Source organism: Rhizobacter sp. P2_G4 (assembly GCF_056403575.1).
The window spans coordinates 83847-102298 of record NZ_JBFUFG010000007.1 but is presented as its reverse complement, the minus strand read 5'-3'; the positions used below and the strand labels follow the sequence as shown (position 1 = coordinate 102298).

Here is an 18452-nt window from a genome sequence, read left to right as displayed (position 1 = left end):
CCTTCGATCAGAAGGGAATCTTGCCGGTCCAGATGTCTTTGTACATGACCCAATCACCCATGAAGCTGAACAGCGGCCGCTTGAACGAGGCAGGCTTGTTCTTCTCGAAGCCGAAATGCCCGACCCAGGCAAAGCCATAGCCGCACAGCAGCCCGTACAGCAGGAAGGCAGGCTGGCCACGCACCACGGCGGCCATCAGGCAGAGCAATGCAAGTGTCGAGCCCACGAAGTGCAGGCGCCGGCAGGTTCGGTTGCTGTGTTCACTCAGGTAGAACGGGTAGAACTCGGCGAAGCTCTTGAGCGTGCGCGGATCGACGGGGGTGGCAGCAGTGTTCATGGCGTGCTCCTGGTCAGAAATGACCGTATGTCATTCAACACGCCGTCGGGTGCTTCTCCCATCAGGGAATGTCCGGCGGGCAGCGTGATGCTTTCGGCACGCAGGGCGCTTGCCAGTGCCGCGCTGGTCCTGGCTGGCGTCATCTGGTCGCTGCGCCCGAGAATCAGCCGGCTCGGGCAGCGCACCCGGCCTGCGGATTCGAGCCCGGCGGTGTAGCCGTCACACATCTGGAAGTCGTGGTGGAACAGGTTGCAGTGGCCGCCAGCGGCATAAGCGGCCTGGAGCCTGCGCATCAGCGCCCGGTTGGCGCCGTGCAGCCAAAAGCCGGGTGCAGGCGCCGATGGCTTGGCGGCCAGGGTGGAATACGAGAGCGCGTTCACCATGTCGATCGCCTTCAGCGGCTGCTCGAGCGCGGTGCTCAGCAGCACAGGCGACACCTTCATCGGGAAGGTGCTGGCCACCAGCACCAGATGGGTGGCACGTTCTCCGAGCAGGGCCGCCGCTTCCAGGGCAATCAGCGAACCGAGGCTGTGGCCCACGAGGGCAGCGCGTTGCACGCCCGCTGCTGCGATCAGGTCGGCCACCCACCGGGCCGCGGCTTCCACGCTGGCCGGCGCCGGGCCGACGCTGCGGCCATGGCCGGGCAGATCGACGGCGAGCACCCCAAAACCCTGGTGCGCCAGGGCGCGGGTCTGCAGCCCCCACACGCTGTGGTCGTGCATGGCGCCGTGGATGAACACTATGGTGGGCAGGCTCGTGTCGAAGGCCTTGCCACCGGTGTAGGCAAAGGCCTCGCAGTCGTTCACGCTGAGCTTCATGTGCCTGCCTTCTGCGCCGCCTTGAGCGCGCGCGACAGGTCGTCGAGCAGGTCGTCGGCATCTTCCAGCCCGATCGACAGGCGGATCGTGCCCTGCGTGATGCCAGCCTGCGCCAGCGCGGCATCGTCCATGCGGAAATGCGTGGTCGAGGCCGGATGGATGACGAGCGAGCGGCAGTCGCCCACGTTGGCTAGGTGAGAGAACACCTTCAGCGCCTCGATGAAGGCCTTGCCCTGCGTGCGGTTGCCTTTCAGGTTGAAGCTGAAGACCGAACCGCAGCCGCGCGGCAACAGCTTGGCGGCGAGTGCATGGCTCGCGTGGCCCGGCAGCTCGGGGTAGCCCACGCTGTCGACCATCGCGTGCGAGGCCAGAAACTCGACCACCTTGCGCGCATTGCTCACGTGCCGCTCCATGCGCAGCGACAAGGTCTCGATGCCCTGCAAGATCAACCATGCGGTGTGCGGGCTCATGCAAGCGCCGAAATCGCGCAAGCCTTCTCGACGTGCGCGCAGCAGGAACGCACCGACGGTGCTCTCTTCGCTGAACACCATGTTGTGGAAGCCGGCATAGGGCTGTGCCAGCTCAGGGAAACGGTCGGATGAACTCCAGTCGAACTGCCCGCTGTCGACCAGTACGCCGCCCACCACGGTGCCATGCCCACTGAGGAACTTGGTGGCCGAGTGGTAGACGAGGTCGGCTCCGTGATCGAAGGGCTTGATCAGGTAGGGCGAGGTGAGGGTGGAGTCCACCATCAATGGCAGGCCGTGTTCGTGCGCGATGGCGCTGAGGGTGGGAATGTCCAGCACGTCGAGGCCGGGATTGCCGAGCGTCTCGCCGAACAGCATGCGTGTGTTCGGGCGGATGGCAGCACGCCAGCCGTCGATGTCACCCGGCTTGACGAAGGTGGTCGAGATGCCGAAGCGCGCCAGCGTGTAGTGCAAAAGGTTGTGCGAGCCGCCGTACAGCGCGCTGCTCGAAACGATGTGCGAGCCGGCACCGGCCAACGTGGCGATGGCAAGGTGCAGGGCCGCCTGGCCGCTGCTGGTGGCGATGGCACCCACGCCGCCTTCGAGTGCCGCCACGCGCTCTTCGAGCACGGCCGTCGTGGGGTTCGAGATGCGGCTGTACACATGCCCCGAGCGCTCCATGTTGAACAACGAGGCCGCGTGATCGCTGCTCTCGAAGACGAAGCTGGTGCTCAGGTAGATGGGCACGGCGCGTGCGCCGGTGGTCGGGTCTGGCCCTGCACCGGCATGCAGTGACAGGGTGTCGAATCCAGGGTCGGAATGGCCAGGCATGGGGTCTCCGTGTGTTGCGCATGCCCAGGTCTGCGGGAGGGATGCAAACATCGGTGGCCCGGCGCTTGCCCTGGGAACTGCATCTGTTGCTCTCAGGAATTGTGGGCTATATTGACCCGACACCTGCCACGGGAGATCACCATGAAAGTCGCAGACATCCTGCGTGTCAAAGGAGGCACGCTGTTCACCGCGTCGCCCGATCAGGCGCTGGGCGAAGCCGTGGAGGCCATGGCCGAGCGCGACATCGGCTCGCTGGTCGTGATGGACCACGGCGAGCTCACCGGCATGCTGACTTTCCGCGAGGTCATCCAGGCCATCGTGAAGAACGGCGGCTCGGTCGGCAACACCACCGTGCGTGGCGTGATGGACGACCACCCGCTCACCTGCACCCCCGAAACCGAGATCGACGAAGTGCGCCGCATGATGCTCGAGCGCCACGCGCGCTACATGCCGGTGATGACGCAGCGCACGCTGATGGGCGTGATCTCGTTCTACGACGTGGCCAAGGCCGTGGTCGACAGCCAGGATTTCGAGAACCGCATGCTCAAGGCCTACATCCGCGACTGGCCAGTGGAGAACGAGAGCCCCCCAGTCGCTTTCGCTCCTGCTCCGAGGGGCTGAGCCCGGATGCATCTCGTCCTGAGGACGAGATGCCCCTGGCGAAGAGCCGGGCGTCCTCGCCCGGCGCGGCCTGCAAGGCCTGACCAAGACGGCCGGGAGACCCGGTCCATCGGTCATTGCTTGAGGGTCTCGCCGGCAAGGAAGCGGTTGCGCAGCGCCTAAAATTGGCGCCTCCCGCAAGCCCCTTTCAAGGCCCTCATGTCCGGCAGCACACTCGGCACTCTCTTCTGCGTCACCAATTTCGGTGAATCCCACGGCCCGGCTATTGGCTGCGTGATCGATGGCTGCCCACCGGGGATGGAACTGTCCGAGGCGGACATTCAGCCCGAGCTGGACCGCCGCCGGCCGGGCACGTCGCGGCATGTGACGCAGCGCAGCGAGGCCGATGCGGTCGAGATCCTGTCGGGCGTGTTCGAAGGCAAGACCACGGGCACGCCGATCTGCCTGCTGATCCGCAACACCGATCAGCGCAGCAAGGACTACGGCAACATCCTGCAGACCTTCCGCCCAGGCCATGCCGATTACACCTACCTGCACAAATACGGCCTGCGCGACCCACGGGGCGGTGGGCGCGCGTCGGCCCGCCTGACGGCGCCGACGGTGGCTGCCGGGGCGGTGGCGCGCAAGTGGTTGCAGCAGCAGTACGGCACCACCTTCGTCGGCTACATGACGCAGATCGGCGACATCGAGATTCCATTCGAATCGCTGAAGCACATCCCTGACAACCCGTTCTTCGCGCCGAACGTGAGCGACATTGGCCGGCTCGAGGCCTACATGGACGAGCTGCGCAAGGCCGGCGACAGCTGCGGTGCGCGCCTGTCGGTGGTGGCGCACAAGGTACCTGTTGGCCTCGGTGAGCCGCTGTACGACAAGCTCGACGCCGACATCGCCTACGTGATGATGGGCCTCAACGCCGTCAAGGGCGTCGAGATCGGCGCCGGCTTCGGCAGCGTCACTCAGCGCGGCACGACGCATGGCGATGAACTGACGCCGCAAGGCTTTCGCAGCAACAACGCAGGCGGTGTGCTGGGTGGCATTTCGACCGGGCAGGACATCACCGTCTCGATCGCGGTCAAGCCCACCAGCTCGATCCGCAGCCCGCGCCAGTCCATCGACCTGCAGGGCGACCCGGCCGTCGTGGAGACCTTTGGCCGGCACGACCCGTGTGTGGGCATCCGTGCCGCGCCGATCGCCGAGGCACTGCTCGCGCTGGTGGTGATGGACCACGCGTTGCGGCACCGCGCGCAGTGCGGCGACGTGACTGTCGCCACACCGCCGATCCCAGGCGAAGTCGACGCGGGCCCCGCCGACTGAGATTTATCCCCGGTTCCTTGCCCTGCGCTGCAGGGCGTTTCTCAAGTTGCCTTGGATCCAGCCGAATAGCCGGTGGAGCGCCAAGATCCAGAGGGCGCCTGTGCCGGCATACCGGCCACGAGACAACACAGGAACCGTGTGATGGACCAATCCCTTGGAGCGAGGCCGACGGCCGCGCCTGACTCGACGCAAGCCGCCACAGGCCCGACCGAATTCTTTCGGTACCACAGCGTGTGGGCACCCGGCATCCGCTTGTTCCGCCAAGTGCACTTCAAGACCAAGGCCGCGATGGTGTCGGCCATGTTCCTGGTGCCGGTGCTGGCGCTCGGCTGGAGCTTTTACACCGACAAGGCCGCATCGATCGAGTTCTCGGCCAAGGAACGCCTCGGCATCGAATACGTTCGCGACCTGATGCCTCTGCTGAAGCTGTCGGTGCAGCAGCGCACGCTGGCCGGCACGCCATCGGCAGCCGACATGCGCAGCAAGGTCGACGCGCAGCTCAAGGTCGTTGGCGCCACTGAGGCTCGCCTCGGCGCGGGTCTAGGCACCAGCCCGCAATTTGCCAAGGTGACCGAAGCGGCCTCGAAGCTCGCCGCGTCGGCAGGCAACGCGGAAGCCGCGTTCGATGCCCACACGCGTTTCATTGCCGCGCAGCTCGATGTGCTCGGGCAGGCGACCGACGGCTCCAATCTCATCCTCGACCCCGATCTCGACACCTACTACCTGATGGATCTGTCGACCACGCGCGTCCCGCAGCTCATCGAGCTGATGGCACGCGTGCAGGCCGCTGCAGCGCAGGCGCTGGCGGCACCTTCGCCTGATGCGATGCGCGTGATTGCCGACCGCATGCCGCTGGTCGAGTACCACGAAGACCAGACCAAGATCGGCCTGGCGAAGGCCACCACGGCCACACCCGAGCTCGTGGGCTCGCTGAAGGCCGACGCGGCAATGAAACCCTTGCGCGGCTTCATCGAGCTGTCGCGCAGCAACCTGCTGGGTGCCGACGGCGCCAAGGGCGATAAGGCGGCGTACAACGATGCCGCCAGGCTGGCGATCGATGCCCAGTTCGACTTCTCGACCCACCTGCTCGATGACCTCGACCGCCTGATCGAGAAGCGCATCGCCGGCATGAAGTCAGTGCGCGACGTGACGACGGCGATCGTCGCCGTGGCGCTCGCTGCCGGGGTCTACCTCTTCTACTGTTTCTTCCTCGTCACCCAGGGCGGCCTGCGAGAGGTGCAGAAGCACCTCGAAGCGATGACCTCCGGTGACCTGACGACTCGGCCTCGCCCCTGGGGCACGGACGAGGCCGCCAAGCTGATGGGCACGCTGGCCGACATGCAGGCCTCGTTGCGGAACATCGTCTCGAAGGTGCGCGGCTCGTCAGGGCTGATCGTGCAGGCCAGCTCCGAGATCGCATCGGCATCGATGGACCTGTCGGCCCGCACCGAGCAGACAGCCTCCAACCTGGAAAAGAGCGCCTCGTCGATGGAACAGATCTCGGCCACGATCAAGAACACGGCCGACAACGCGCATCAGGCCTCGGTGGTGGCGGTTGCCAACTCCGGTGTGGCCGCGCGCGGCGGCGAGGTCATCGGCCAGGTGGTCACGACCATGCAGCAGATCCACGCGTCGTCGAGCCAGATCAGCGACATCATCGGCGTGATCGACGGCATCGCATTCCAGACCAACATCCTCGCGCTGAATGCCGCCGTGGAAGCGGCGCGTGCGGGCGAGCAGGGCCGCGGTTTTGCTGTCGTGGCCGGCGAAGTGCGCAGCCTGGCGCAGCGCAGCGCCCAGGCGGCCAAGGAGATCAAGGGCTTGATCACGACCAGCGTCGAGCGGGTCGATTCGGGCACGCGCATCGTCGAAGGTGCCGGCGTCACGATGAAGGAACTGGTGAGCAACGCCCAGCGCATGAGCGACCTGCTGCGCGAGATCTCGGGTGCCGCGAAGGAAGAAAGCTCGGGCGTGACGCAGATCGGCGGCGCGGTGCAAGAGCTCGACCGCATGACTCAGCAGAACTCCGCCCTGGTGGAGCAGACCGCGGCAACCGCGTCGACGCTCAAGGGCCAGGCGCTTCAGTTGGCCGAAGAAGTGGCCATGTTCAAGCTGCCCTGAGATCAAAGCTTGCAGCGGCAGTGCCGCTTACCGGTCCCGATGCCGTTGACCGGCAGCGACCGCCTCACAAACGTGGGGGAGCCAGCGCGCCTGAGTTGACCTAAGCTCTCGGTTTGCCGCCCGCACGGCGAACCGGAGCCTCCATGAAATACACCCGCCTCGGGTCCACCGGCCTCAACGTTTCCCGCCTCTGCCTGGGCATGATGACCTACGGCACACCGGCCTGGCGCCGGTGGATTCTTGATGAAGCGGCGAGCCGTCCGCTGGTCAAACGCGCGGTCGAGCTGGGCATCAACTTCTTCGACACCGCCGATACGTACTCTGCCGGCCAGAGCGAGGTGATGACCGGCAAGTTTCTCGGCGAGTTCTGCAAGCGCGACGAAGTAGTCATCGCCACCAAGCTGTTTTTTCCGGTGAGCATGACGGAGGCCCGCTTCACCGCCGGCTCGACCTCGCAGGTGCCACCGAACACGCAGGGCCTGAGCCGCAAGCGGATCTTCCACGCCATCGACGCAAGCCTGAAGCGCCTGAACACCGACTACATCGACCTGTACCAGATCCACCGCTGGGATGCCCACACGCCGATCGAAGAAACGATGGAAGCGCTGCACGACGTGGTCAAGGCCGGCAAGGCCCGCTACATCGGCGCGAGTTCGATGTGGGCCTGGCAGTTCGCCAAGGCGCAGCAAGTGGCCAAGGAGAACGGCTGGACGCGCTTCGTCAGCATGCAGAACCACTACAACCTGGCCTACCGCGAAGAAGAGCGCGAGATGCTGCCGCTGTGCCGCGACCAGGGCATTGGCGTGATCCCCTGGAGCCCGCTGGCGCGCGGCTTCCTGGCCGGCAACCGTGCCAAGGACGACAAGACCAGCGGCAGCACCTCGCGCGCTCAGACCGACGACCTGGCGCAGAACTACTACTACCGCGACAGCGATTTCGCCACCGTCGAGCGCCTGAAAGCCATGGCAGCGCAACGCGGCGTGAGCGCCGCCACGCTGGCCTACGCCTGGCTGCTGCACCAGCCAGGCATCACCGGGCCCATCATCGGCGCCAGCAAGCTGCCTCAGCTGGACGACGCGGCGGCCGCCGTCGAGCTGCGCCTGTCGGCCGACGAACTCAAGACGCTGGGTGAAGGCTACGAGCCGCACCCGGTGCTTGGTCACGCATAGGAGCATTTCAGCCACGAGTTCCGGCCGCCCGTCGCCTACCGGCACGGTTCGGCCCCTTCAATCTGCAGTTTGTCGCAGCACCGGCTTGGCAAGGGAACCCCGCCCATAAACTGCCGCCGGTAACGACATCTGACAAACAACAGGGCGCATCCCCACAAGGGCTGGCGCAGCAGGAGAGAGCAGGATGAGCATTTCAAGAAAGCGGCTCTGGGTCAGCGGCTTCATCGTCGCGGCCGTGGTGGCAGGGATCGGGCTGGCAGTCGTGCCCCGCATGGGCAACGGAGCCAAGGACGCGCCGTCCAAAGATGGCAAGAAGCCCGACGTGCCGCTCGAATTCACCACCCGCGAGGTGGTGCAACCCCTGCTCACGGTGATGCCCGTGACCATCGAGTTCTCGGGACCGCTGGTCGCACCGCGAACCGCGGTGGTCAAGGCCAAGGCGGCCGGTACCCTCCTGGCACTGAAGGTGAACGAGGGCAGCCGCGTCAAGGCGGGACAGGTGCTCGGCGACATCGACCTGGCCGACCTGCAAAGCCGCGTCACCGAGCGCTCGGCGAGCGTTGAATCCGCCCAGGCCTCGGTGGACGAAGCCGAGCGCCAGCACCAGGCCAACATCAGCCTGGCCAGCCAGAGCTTCATCTCCTCGACGGGCCTGCAGTCGTCACAGGCACGGCTCGACGCAGCCCGTGCGCAGCTCAAGTCGGCCCAGGCCCAGCTGTCGACCGTGCGCCTGGGTGTGAAGGAAGCAGCGCTGGTGGCACCGATCTCCGGCATCGTCGGCAAGCGCCACGTGGTGCCTGGCGAGAAGGTCAGCGCCGAGCAGCAACTGCTCACGGTGGTGGACCTGTCGACGCTGGAGCTGGCCGGCATGGTTGGCACGCACGAGGTCTCGATGCTCAAGGCAGGCCAGGCGGTCAAGGTGAGGGTGGAAGGCCAGGGCGAGCCGGTTGTCGGCCGCATCGACCGCATTGCGCCTGCGGCTGAACCGGGCACGCGCGCCATCGGCGTGGTGGTGGTGCTCGAGAACCAGCGAGAGCTGTTCCGCGCCGGGCAATACGCCCAGGCGAGCGTCGAGCTGCACGACGACACCAAGCGCCTCACGCTGCCCGACAGCGCACTCGGCCAGGCCTCGGGCCAGGACTTCGTGTGGACGGTGGAAAAGGGCGCGCTGGTGCGGCGCATCGTGATCACCGGCCGCAAAAGCCCGGGGACGGGCCGCATCGAAGTGATCCGCGGCCTGGCCGCCGATGCCCAGGTGCTGGGCTCGCGCTTCGACAACCTGAAGGAAGGCTCGCCGGCCAAGGTGGTCGAGGTGCGGTCGGCGCCGGCCGCATCTATCTCGTCGGCCAAGTCCTGAACGCGCAGCGAACTCACGGAGCATCACATGTGGTTCACCCGCGTTTCCATCAACAACCCCGTCTTCGCGACCATGATCATGGTCGCGCTGTGCGTACTCGGGCTGTTCTCGTACAGCCAGCTGCGCGTCGAGCGCCTGCCCGACATCTCGCCGCCCATCGTGTTCGTGAGCGTGGCCTACCCGGGGGCTTCGCCCGACGCGATCGAGACCGAACTCACGCGACCGATCGAACTCGCGCTCAACGGCATTGCCGGCGTGAAGATGATCCGCTCCAACAGCTTCGAGGGTCGCAGCGAAACGGTCGTCGAGTTCCAGCTCAGCGCCGACATGACACGCGCCGTGCAGGATGTGCGCGACAAGATCGCCGCTGCGCAGGCCAACTTCCCGCGTGACGCCAAGACGCCGTTCGTCAACCGTTTCGACGGCGACAACGCGCAACCCACGGTCTATCTGTCACTGCTCTCGCCGACGCGCAGCGCACGCGAGCTCTCGCTGCTGGCCGACCAGGTCGTGCGCAAGCGATTGGAGCGCACAGGTGGTGTGGCCCGCGTCGACGTGGGCGGCCTCACAGTGCGCCAGGTGCGCATCGACCTCGACCCGCAGCGCCTGCGTGCCTACCAACTGACGCCCAGCGACGTGTCAGCCGCGCTGCTGCGCGCCAACGCCGACATGCCGGTCGGCCTGCTGAGCGGCGCGAAAGAAGACACCATCGTCCGCGTGGAAGGCAAGATGCGCGACGCCAAGGCCTTTGCCGACGTAGTGGTGGCCACGCGCAATGGCGCAGTGATCCGCCTCGCCGACCTGGGCGAGCTGGTCGAGCGCGAGCGCGAGCCGACATCGATCTCCCGCGTCGACGGCGTGCCGGCGATCTCGTTCCAGGTGTTCAAGCAGCAAGACGCCAACATCGTCGAGACCGGCCAGGGCATCAAGGACGCAGCTGAAGAACTGCGCAAGCAGATGCCGCCCGGCGTGGAGCTGCGCCTGGTCTATGCCGACAGTGACTGGGTGGCCAACTCGCTCTCAGGCGTGAAGCACACGCTGATCGAAGGCGCGCTGCTCACGGTGGCGATCGTGTTCTTGTTCCTGCACTCCTGGCGCAGCACCATCATCACCGGGCTCACGCTGCCGATCGCGGTGATCTCGTCGTTCATCGCCGTCTACGCCTTCGGCTTCACGCTCAATTTCATGACACTGATGGCGCTGAGCCTGTGCGTTGGCCTGCTGATCGACGATGCGATCGTGGTGCGAGAAAATATCGTGCGGCATGTCCACATGGGCAAGGACCACCATACCGCCGCGAGCGACGGTACCAACGAAATCGGCCTGGCCGTGATGGCTACCACCTTCGCCATCTGCGCGGTGTTCGTGCCGGTGGCGTTCATGAAGGGCATCGTCGGCAAGTTCTTCTTTCCGTTCGGCATCACCGTCACGGCGGCGGTGCTGGTCTCGCTGTTCGTGAGCTTCACGCTCGATCCGATGCTCTCGAGCATCTGGCGCGACCCGCCCACCAACCGCCTGGCTCGACTGCCGGTGCTCGGCCACCTGATGCGTGGCACCGACCGCCTGCTCGACCTGATGCACGGCATCTACGAGCGCCTGATCCACTGGGTGTTCTCCGGCCAACGCTATCGGCTGCTGGTGCCGCCGATTCCGGCCTACGGCCACCCATTCGACGACGCCGGCAAGCGCGACAAGGCACAGCCACGGCGCTTGCGCTTTGCCACGCTCACGCACCGCGGCGTGGTGGTCTGGCTCGGGCTCGCCAGCTTCGTCGGCGCGATCATGCTGGCGCCGTTGGTGGGCAGCGAGTTCATCCCCGAAACCGACAACAGCTACATCCAGATGAACGTGACGCTGCCGGTGGGCACGAGCCTGCAGCGCGGCAACGAGAAGCTGGCGCAGATCGAGTCGGTGGTGCGGCAGTTTTCCGAGGTGCGCCTGATGTCGGCGACGCTGGGCGATACCGGCAGCACGGCACGCAACAGCGCGGCGCTGAGCCTGCAGCTCGTCAAGCCGCACGAGCGCAAACGCACGCAAAGCGAAGTCGAGCAGGCGCTGCGTGAGGCGCTCAAGCCCATCCCCGGCATCGAGCTGTCGTTGGGCAACCTGCCGATCTACGTGGCGCTGCTCGGCCCCGACCCCAACGTGCTGGAGGCCGAAGTGCTGCGTCTGCGTGACAAGGTGGCCAAGGTCAAGGGCATCAGCGACCTGACCACCTCGGTGAAGCCCGGGCTGCCGGCCTATGCCGTTCGCCCGAAGCCCGACGCCGTGCGCGAACTCGGGCTGACGTCGAGCCAGTTGGCCGCCAGCCTGCGCAGCTTCATCAACGGCGATGTGGCAACGTACTGGACGGCACCCGACGGCGAGCAGGTCGAAGTGGAGCTGCGCTTGCCGCAAGCCTCGCGCGAAACCATTTCGCAGCTCGACAACCTGCCGGTGGCGTACGCCAAAGACGGCACGCCGATCGCGCTCTCGCGCGTGGCCGACATCGTGCCCGTGGTCAACCCCGAGGTCATCAAACGCCAGGACCTGCAACGCCGCCAGGCGATCTACGCCGGCGCACAAGGCCGCCCGAGTGGTGACGTGGGCGCCGATGTGCAGAAGCTCGTCAAGGAAACGCAGCTGCCTCCTGGCTACCGCTTCGACGTGGGCGGCCAGACCAAGGACCAAGAGGAAGCCTTTGCCGGCATCCTGATGGCGCTGGGCGCGGCGGTGATCTTCATCTACATCGTGCTCGCATCGCAGTTCGGCAGCTTTCTCCAGCCGCTGGCCATCATGGCCTCGCTGCCCCTCGCGCTCATCGGCGTGATGCTGGCCTTGCTGATCACGCGTTCAACGCTCAATCTGTTCTCGATGATCGGGCTGGTGATGCTGATGGGCCTGGTGACGAAGAACGCGATTCTGTTGGTCGACTTTGCCAACCACGGCCGCCGGGCTGGCCTGAGCGTGCCCGAGGCCTTGCTGCAAGCCGGGCTGGTGCGCATGCGCCCGATCATGATGACCACGGCCGCCATGGTGTTCGGCATGCTGCCGCTGGCGCTGGCGCTGAATGAAGGTGGCGAGATCCAGGCCCCGATGGGGCGCGCGATCATCGGCGGCGTGATCACGTCGACCTTGCTCACGCTCGTGGTGGTGCCGGTCTTGTATTCGTACCTGGTGCGCGACAAGAAGGTGAAGGTCGAAGAGTCCGAGTCTGCTGCGGGCCCGAGCGTGATGCCGGGCGATCTGATCGCCAAGTGATGTGACGGAGCGGCAGCGCCTAGGGCGACGCTGAATAAGTTCCTGCGAGGCGGCGCGCCTCGGTTTGGGATGGGCTGCAAGGCGCAAAGCGCAGCGATACCCACAGGTATCGCGAGCATTTGCAACGCCGCAGACCGCCCAAAACGAGGATGCGCCGTCCGCGAGGGACTTGTTCAGCGTCGCCTTAGGTGCTGCCGCGCACGATCAGCTCGTAGCCCACGTCGATGCAGGTTCGCGCGAGCGGCTCGCGGCGCATCAGTTGCAGCAGCATGCGCGCCGCTTGCTCGCCGATCTCGGTGCGAGGTGTGTGCACCGTGGTCAAGGGCGGCAGCATCTGGTCGCTGCCATTCAAGTCGTTGAAGCCGGCCACGGCGATGGTGTCGGGCACTTTGACGCCGATGCGCAGAGCGGCGAGCAAGCCGCCCTGGGCCAGGTCGTCGTTGCAGAAGAAGATCGCGTCGACATCTGAGTGCATGCGCAGCATCTGTTCGAAGAGCTGGCTGCCGAGCGCCAGCGACGAGGGTTCGGGGTTGAGCAGCTCCAGCTTCGGGTCGTAGAGCCCGGCCTCGCGCAGGCAGCGCCGGTAGCCTTCGGCGCGCTGCATCACCCGCGGGTCGAGCTGCGAGGCGACGAAGGCGATGCGCTTGCGTCCGCGCGCGAGCAGGTGGGCGGTGATGGCATGGCCGGCGTCGGTCTGCGAAAAACCCACGCTGTGCACGCCTTGCGCCGTCGTCATCTCCATCACGTGCACGCAGGGCACCTTGCTGGCTGCGATCAACTGCCGGCTGGCTTCGGTGCGGTCGAAGCCTGTCACCAGCAGGCCGGCGGGCCGGTGTGCCATGTAGCTGTTGAGCAGCAGCTCTTCTTCGTGAGGGTCGTAGTGCGTGACGCCGATCAGCGTCTGGTAGCCCGCCGGCAGCAGCGTGCGGTGCACGGCTTCGAGCAGGTCGACGAAGAGCGCGTTCGTCAGCAGCGGGATCAGCACCGCCACGTGCGAGCTGCGGCTGGAGGCGAGGGCACGCGCTGCCGGGTCGGGTACGTAGCCGAGCTGAAGCGCTGCGGCGCGCACCTTCTCCACCAACTCGGCGGCCACGCTGCGCTCGCCGCGCAGCGCGCGTGAGACGGTGATGGGGCTGACGCCGGCGGCAGTGGCCACATCGTTCAGGGTCACGCGGCCAGTGGCGCGGGGGCGGTGGGGTGATGTCATCGGGAGCGAGTGTCGCAGCAGGTGGGTTGCGGGTAATCCCGGATGGGTGGCCGCTGATTCGCCCGTAGGATAGCGCTATCTCGCGAGTGGCAGCAAGCTTGGCGGCAGTGAGTTCTCCTGTGGACGGAGGCACCGAAACGCATGGCGATACCTGCCCGATCTCGCATATTTTTTCGACATTTGAGATAGCGCTATCCCAGACGAGATGACGAGTTCAGCGGTGTTCATGGGTGTGGCCGGTTGCGGCAAGTCGAGTGCAGCGAGTGCCGTGGCCGCGCGCATGGGCTGGCCGCTAGTGGAAGGTGACGACTTCCACTCCGAAGCGAGCAAGACCAAGATGCGGCAGGGCATCGCCCTTGACGACACGGACCGCGCTGCCTGGCTCGCCAAGCTCGGCGATCTGCTGGCTGAGCACCAGCGCCGCGGCGAGCCGGTCGCGCTAACCTGCTCGGCGCTGAAGCGTAGCTACCGCGATGGCCTGCGCCGCCACGATCCCGGCCTGCGCTTCGTCTTTCTCGAGATCGACAAGCCGCATGCGCTGGCCCGCGTAGCTGCCCGCGCCAGCGCCCACCTGTTTCCACCCAGCCTGGTCGACAGCCAGTTCGCAACGCTCGAGCCGCCTCACGGCGAAGCCCGCGTGCTGTGCGTCGACGCACTGCGCGAGCGCGACGACCTGGCTCAAGAGATCGCCACCTGGCTCGCGACGAGGAGTACCCCATGAACGTGCCCGCCCCGCGCAACCGCTGGCAGCGGCTTGCCGACACCTCGATGGCCGTGACGCTGGGCGTGATGGCCTTCGCGGTGTTTCTCAACGTGGTGCTTCGCTATGGCTTCGGCAGCGGCATTGCGGCGAGCGAAGAACTGTCGCGCCTGCTGTTCGTCTGGATGGTCTTCATCGGCGCAACGGCCGCGTACCCGCTGGGCGAGCACATGGCCTTCACGAGCCTGCTCCATCCCTTGCAGGCCAAGCCGGCGGTATTGAAAGTCGTCACGCGTGTCATCCATGCGTTGGTCGTGCTGACCTGCGTGCTGGTGGCCTGGGGTGCCTGGCAGCAGGTCGTCGTCGGCATGGACAGCAAGAGCGTGGTGCTGGGCTACCCGTCCGCACTGTTGCCGCTGCCGGCGTTTCTTTGTTCGGTGGCGATCGGCGTGATGGCATTCGTCAACTTCGTTCGAGGCAGCGCCATTGCCTTCGACCACAGTGCAGAGGTGGAGTGATGGCGACCCCAACGCTCACTTTCTTCACGGGACTTGCCGCATGAACCAAAGTCTCGTCGCCGTCATCTTCATCGTCGCCATGCTCGGCTTCATGGGCCTGGGCGTGCCGCTCGCTTTCTCGCTCGTGCTCACCGGCGCGTCGATGGCCTGGGCACTCGGCTTCTGGGACACGCAGCTCTTCGCGCAGAACCTCGTGGCCGGCATCGACAGCTTCCCGCTGCTGGCCGTGCCGTTCTTCATCCTTGCCGGCGAGTTGATGAACGCGGGCGGTATCAGCCGCCGCATCATCGAGATGGCGCAGGCCTGGGTCGGCCACATTCGCGGCGGGCTCGGCTTTGTCACCATCGGCGCGGCGATCCTGATGGCCAGCATGAGCGGCTCGGCGTTGGCCGACACCGCGGCGCTCGCGACGATCTTGCTGCCGATGATGCGGGCGCACGGGTATCCGATGGCCACATCTGCCGGGCTGATCGCCTCGGGCGGCATCATCGCGCCCATCATTCCGCCGTCGATGCCGTTCGTGATCTACGGTGTGACGACCAACACGTCCATCTCGTCGCTGTTCCTCTCGGGCATCGTGCCGGGGCTGATCATGGGCACGGGCCTGGTGATCGCTTGGAAGCTGCAGCTGCGGCAAATGGATCTGCCGGCCGGTGTGGCGGTGCCAGTCACACAGCGCCTGCGCGCCACGGCCAAGGCCTTCTGGGCGCTATTGATGCCGCTCATCATCATCGGCGGCATGAAGACCGGCTGGTTCACGCCGACCGAGGCGGCGGTGGTTGCGGCTGTCTATGCGCTCGTGATCGCGTTCTTCGTACACCGCGAGATGACGCTCGGCCAGTTTCACGGTGTGCTGGTGCGTGCCGCCAAGACGACGGCCATCGTGATGTTTCTCTGCGCTGGAGCCCAGGTGGCTAGCTACATGGTCACGCTGGCCGACCTGCCGGCCACGATGACGGGCTGGCTCGGGCCGCTGGTCGAGTACCCGCGCGTGCTGATGGCGGTGATGATGATTCTGTTGGTGCTCATCGGCACCGCGCTCGACCTCACGCCCACGATCCTGATCTTTGCGCCGGTGATGCTGCCGATCGCCACCAAGGCTGGCATCGACCCGGTCTACTTCGGCCTGATGTTCGTGCTCAACGGCGCCATCGGCCTCATCACGCCGCCCGTGGGCACGGTGCTCAACGTGGTGGCCGGAGTAGGGCGCATGCGGCTCGACGAAGTGATTCGCGGTGTGAACCCGTTCCTCATCACCTACGTCGCGATCCTCGCGCTGTTCACCCTGTTCCCGCAGATCGTGACCGCACCGCTGGTGTGGCTGCGCTGATTTTCACAAGACCTTGAAGGAGACCTCCATGACTCAACTGATTCGCCGCAGCGTGCTCGCGGTTGCCGTGGCACTCGCGACGACTGCTCTCACACCGGCCTTTGCGCAAGACATCAAGCCCCGCCTCATCCGCTTCGGCTACGGCCTCAACGAACAATCGAACCAGGGCCGCGCGACCAAGGTCTTCGTCGACGAGGTCGACAAGCTCTCGGGCGGCAAGATGAAGATCCGCGCCTTCGGTGCCGCGAGTCTCGGCTCGGACGTGCAGATGCAGCAGGCGCTGGTAGGCGGCGCACAAGAAATGATGGTCGGTTCCACCGCCACGCTGGTCGGCATCACCAAAGAGATGGCGTTGTGGGACACACCATTCCTGTTCAACAACGCGCGGGAAGCCGACGCTGTGCTCGACGGGCCGGTGGGCACCAAGGTCAAGGCCAAGCTCGAAGAGAAGGGCCTCGTCGGCCTCGTCTACTGGGAGAACGGCTTCCGCAATCTCACCAACAACAAGCGCGCCGTTGCCAAGCTCGAAGACCTGGATGGCATCAAGCTGCGCGTGATGCAGAACAACGTCTTCCTCGACAGCTTCAGAACGCTCGGCGCCAACGCCATTCCGCTGCCCTTCAGCGAGCTGTTTAGCGCGCTCGAGACCAAGGCCGTCGACGGACAGGAGAACCCGTTCAACACCATCCTCTCCAGCAAGTTCTACGAAGTGCAGAAGTACCTCACCGTCACCAACCACGTCTACAGCCCGTGGATCGTGACGGTCAGCAAGAAGTTCTGGGACGGCCTCTCGCCCGCCGAGAAGAAGGTGCTGACGGACGCCGCCGTGAAGAGCCGCGATTTCGAGCGCAAGGACACGCGCGACGAAGCCGCCAAGGCGCTCGCCGATCTCAAGGCCAAGGGCATGCAGATCAACGAACTCTCGCCTGCCGAAGCCGGCCGCATGCGCGACAAGCTGACCAAGGTGAACGCCTCCGTCTCTGTGAGCGTGGGCCAAGACTTGTGGAACGACACGCAGGGCGAGCTGGCCAAGATCCGCGCCAAGAAGTGACTTGAACCGGGTGGCCGGGCACTCGCCGGCCGCTCACGCGAGGAAATCCTGGAGGTCGACACCGCCGCGGCTGCGCTTCAGTCGGTTTACTGTGAGACGTGGATCACGCCGCGAACCACTGGGTAGATCTGGTTCTGCCAGCGCCGGCCGCTGAACACGCCGTAGTGGCCCACGCCGGCCTGCACGTAGTGCGTGCGCATGTAGGGCCGCAAGTTGCTGCAGAGGTCCTGTGCCGCGAGCGTCTGCCCGGTGGCGCAGATGTCGTCTCGCTCGCCTTCCACCGTGAGCAGCGCGGTGCGGCGGATGGCCGCCGGGTTGATGGTGCGGCCGCGAAACTTCAGTTCGCCCAGCGGCAGCGCGTACTCCTGGAACACCTTGCTCACGGTTTCGAGATAGAACTCGGCCGGCAGGTCGGCCACCGCGAAATACTCTTCGTAGAACTTGCGCGTGTGCTCGGCCTTCTGCAGCTTCTCTTCGTCGGGATCGGACAGGTTGGCGTAGTACTCCTTGAAGGCGGTGACGTGCCGGTCCTTGTTCATCGCCATGAAGGCGGTGAGCTGCATGAAGCCGGGGTAGACCTTGCGGCCACCGCCGCGAAAGCGCCAGGGCACGGTGCTCACGAGGTTCTTCTCGAACCAGTCGATGCCCTTGGTCATGGCCAGCTTGTTGACCTCGGTCGGGCTGATGCGGCAGTCGATGGGCCCCGCCATCAGCGTAAGGCTGGCCGGCGTGGCGGGGTGCTTGTCTTCCGACATCAGCGCCACCGCGCTCAGCGCGGAGACGCAGGGCTGGCAGATGGCCATCATGTGGCTGCCCGGGCCGATGACATCGAGGAAGTTGATCAGGTGCTCGGTGTACTCGTCGAGCCCGAAGCGTCCGGCAGAGAGCGGTACGTCACGTGCGTTGTGCCAATCGGTGATGTAGGTGTCGTGGTCGGGCAGCACGGTCTGCACGGTGTCGCGCAGCAAGGTGGCGAAGTGGCCCGACATCGGCGCCACGATCAGCACCTTGGGTTGCGGAACGGCGGGGCTGAATTCTTTCTTGAAGTGCAGCAGCGTGGCGAAAGGCGTCACATGCGCGGCTTCTTCGGTGACGGCGATGGCTTCGCCCTTGAGCGTGACGCTCGTGATGCCGAACGGCGGGCGCTTGTGCGTCACCTCGCCCAGCTTCAGCACCTCGCAGGCGGCGGCTAGCTTGCGGTTGGAGTCGAACCCCGCCCAGCCGAAGCTGTTGTCGTTGAGCATCGGCAGGGAGGTCTTGGCCCAGGCACGCAGCGGCCACATCAGGTCGGTATGGGCTTGGTAAGCCTGGTACATCATGGATTCTCCCCCTCGCTGTGATCGGCTGACGCGAGCAACTAACGCGCCAGCA

General features: G+C 65.8%; 15 protein-coding genes. 10 read left to right on the top strand and 5 right to left on the bottom strand.

All coding sequences use genetic code 11. From position 1 onward, the window contains the following. Nucleotides 1-7: 7 nt before the first annotated feature. The 3 genes from AC1DYS_RS22975 to AC1DYS_RS22965 are packed head-to-tail and all read right to left on the bottom strand — an operon-like array spanning nucleotide 8 to nucleotide 2453. On the bottom strand, nucleotides 8-337 hold the full coding sequence (locus tag AC1DYS_RS22975) for an Mpo1-like protein (protein WP_477903462.1): 330 nt from the start codon (nucleotides 335-337) through the stop codon (nucleotides 8-10). Further along, nucleotides 334-1155 (bottom strand): alpha/beta fold hydrolase, encoded by an 822-nt coding sequence (locus AC1DYS_RS22970; protein WP_477903460.1) that lies wholly within the window; start codon nucleotides 1153-1155, stop codon nucleotides 334-336. Before AC1DYS_RS22970 ends, AC1DYS_RS22975 begins: the two co-directional genes overlap by 4 nt. After that, nucleotides 1152-2453: an O-acetylhomoserine aminocarboxypropyltransferase gene (locus tag AC1DYS_RS22965; RefSeq protein WP_477903458.1), complete on the bottom strand. Its 1302-nt coding sequence runs from the start codon at nucleotides 2451-2453 to the stop codon at nucleotides 1152-1154. Before AC1DYS_RS22965 ends, AC1DYS_RS22970 begins: the two co-directional genes overlap by 4 nt. 141 nt (nucleotides 2454-2594) lie before the next feature. On the opposite strand from AC1DYS_RS22965, the gene AC1DYS_RS22960 reads away from it, so the two are divergent. The 6 genes from AC1DYS_RS22960 to AC1DYS_RS22935 all read left to right on the top strand — a co-directional run bounded on the left by AC1DYS_RS22960 (nucleotide 2595) and on the right by AC1DYS_RS22935 (nucleotide 12275). After that, entirely contained in the window at nucleotides 2595-3074 is a 480-nt protein-coding gene (locus AC1DYS_RS22960; RefSeq protein WP_477903456.1) for a CBS domain-containing protein, read from the top strand. Between the two features lie 198 nt (nucleotides 3075-3272). Beyond that, nucleotides 3273-4388, top strand: a complete 1116-nt coding sequence (gene aroC / locus AC1DYS_RS22955; protein ID WP_477903454.1) for a chorismate synthase — start codon at nucleotides 3273-3275, stop codon at nucleotides 4386-4388. Nucleotides 4389-4529: 141 nt separating this feature from the next. Further along, on the top strand, nucleotides 4530-6509 hold the full coding sequence (locus tag AC1DYS_RS22950; RefSeq protein WP_477903452.1) for a methyl-accepting chemotaxis protein: 1980 nt from the start codon (nucleotides 4530-4532) through the stop codon (nucleotides 6507-6509). A gap of 143 nt (nucleotides 6510-6652) precedes the next feature. Beyond that, entirely contained in the window at nucleotides 6653-7678 is a 1026-nt protein-coding gene (locus AC1DYS_RS22945; RefSeq protein WP_477903450.1) for an aldo/keto reductase, read from the top strand. Between the two features lie 184 nt (nucleotides 7679-7862). Continuing rightward, nucleotides 7863-9035, top strand: a complete 1173-nt coding sequence (locus AC1DYS_RS22940; protein WP_477903448.1) for an efflux RND transporter periplasmic adaptor subunit — start codon at nucleotides 7863-7865, stop codon at nucleotides 9033-9035. A 27-nt stretch (nucleotides 9036-9062) separates the two neighbouring features. Then, nucleotides 9063-12275, top strand: a complete 3213-nt coding sequence (locus AC1DYS_RS22935) for an efflux RND transporter permease subunit (protein ID WP_477903446.1) — start codon at nucleotides 9063-9065, stop codon at nucleotides 12273-12275. A 184-nt stretch (nucleotides 12276-12459) separates the two neighbouring features. On the opposite strand, the gene gntR is transcribed toward AC1DYS_RS22935, so the two are convergent. Next, nucleotides 12460-13482, bottom strand: a complete 1023-nt coding sequence (gene gntR / locus AC1DYS_RS22930) for an HTH-type transcriptional regulator GntR (RefSeq protein WP_477903444.1) — start codon at nucleotides 13480-13482, stop codon at nucleotides 12460-12462. 205 nt (nucleotides 13483-13687) lie between these two features. On the opposite strand from gntR, the gene AC1DYS_RS22925 reads away from it, so the two are divergent. From AC1DYS_RS22925 to AC1DYS_RS22910, 4 genes are read left to right on the top strand one after another with little or no spacing between them, the layout of a single operon-like run. Continuing rightward, nucleotides 13688-14203, top strand: coding sequence for a gluconokinase (locus tag AC1DYS_RS22925; protein WP_477903442.1), 516 nt, complete (start codon nucleotides 13688-13690; stop codon nucleotides 14201-14203). Beyond that, on the top strand, nucleotides 14200-14700 hold the full coding sequence (locus AC1DYS_RS22920) for a TRAP transporter small permease subunit (protein WP_477903440.1): 501 nt from the start codon (nucleotides 14200-14202) through the stop codon (nucleotides 14698-14700). Before AC1DYS_RS22925 ends, AC1DYS_RS22920 begins: the two co-directional genes overlap by 4 nt. A 40-nt stretch (nucleotides 14701-14740) precedes the next feature. Continuing rightward, the gene (locus AC1DYS_RS22915) at nucleotides 14741-16030 is read left to right on the top strand and encodes a TRAP transporter large permease (protein ID WP_477903438.1); all 1290 of its coding nucleotides are present in this window, start codon (nucleotides 14741-14743) and stop codon (nucleotides 16028-16030) included. Nucleotides 16031-16058: 28 nt separating this feature from the next. Continuing rightward, entirely contained in the window at nucleotides 16059-17081 is a 1023-nt protein-coding gene (locus tag AC1DYS_RS22910) for a TRAP transporter substrate-binding protein (RefSeq protein WP_477903436.1), read from the top strand. Nucleotides 17082-17167: 86 nt separating this feature from the next. Here AC1DYS_RS22910 and AC1DYS_RS22905 read toward each other — a convergent pair whose 3' ends face one another. Beyond that, nucleotides 17168-18400 carry a polyhydroxyalkanoate depolymerase gene (locus AC1DYS_RS22905; protein ID WP_477903434.1) on the bottom strand — a complete coding sequence of 411 codons (1233 nt, stop codon included), beginning with the start codon at nucleotides 18398-18400 and terminating at the stop codon, nucleotides 17168-17170. Nucleotides 18401-18452 lie beyond the last annotated feature (52 nt).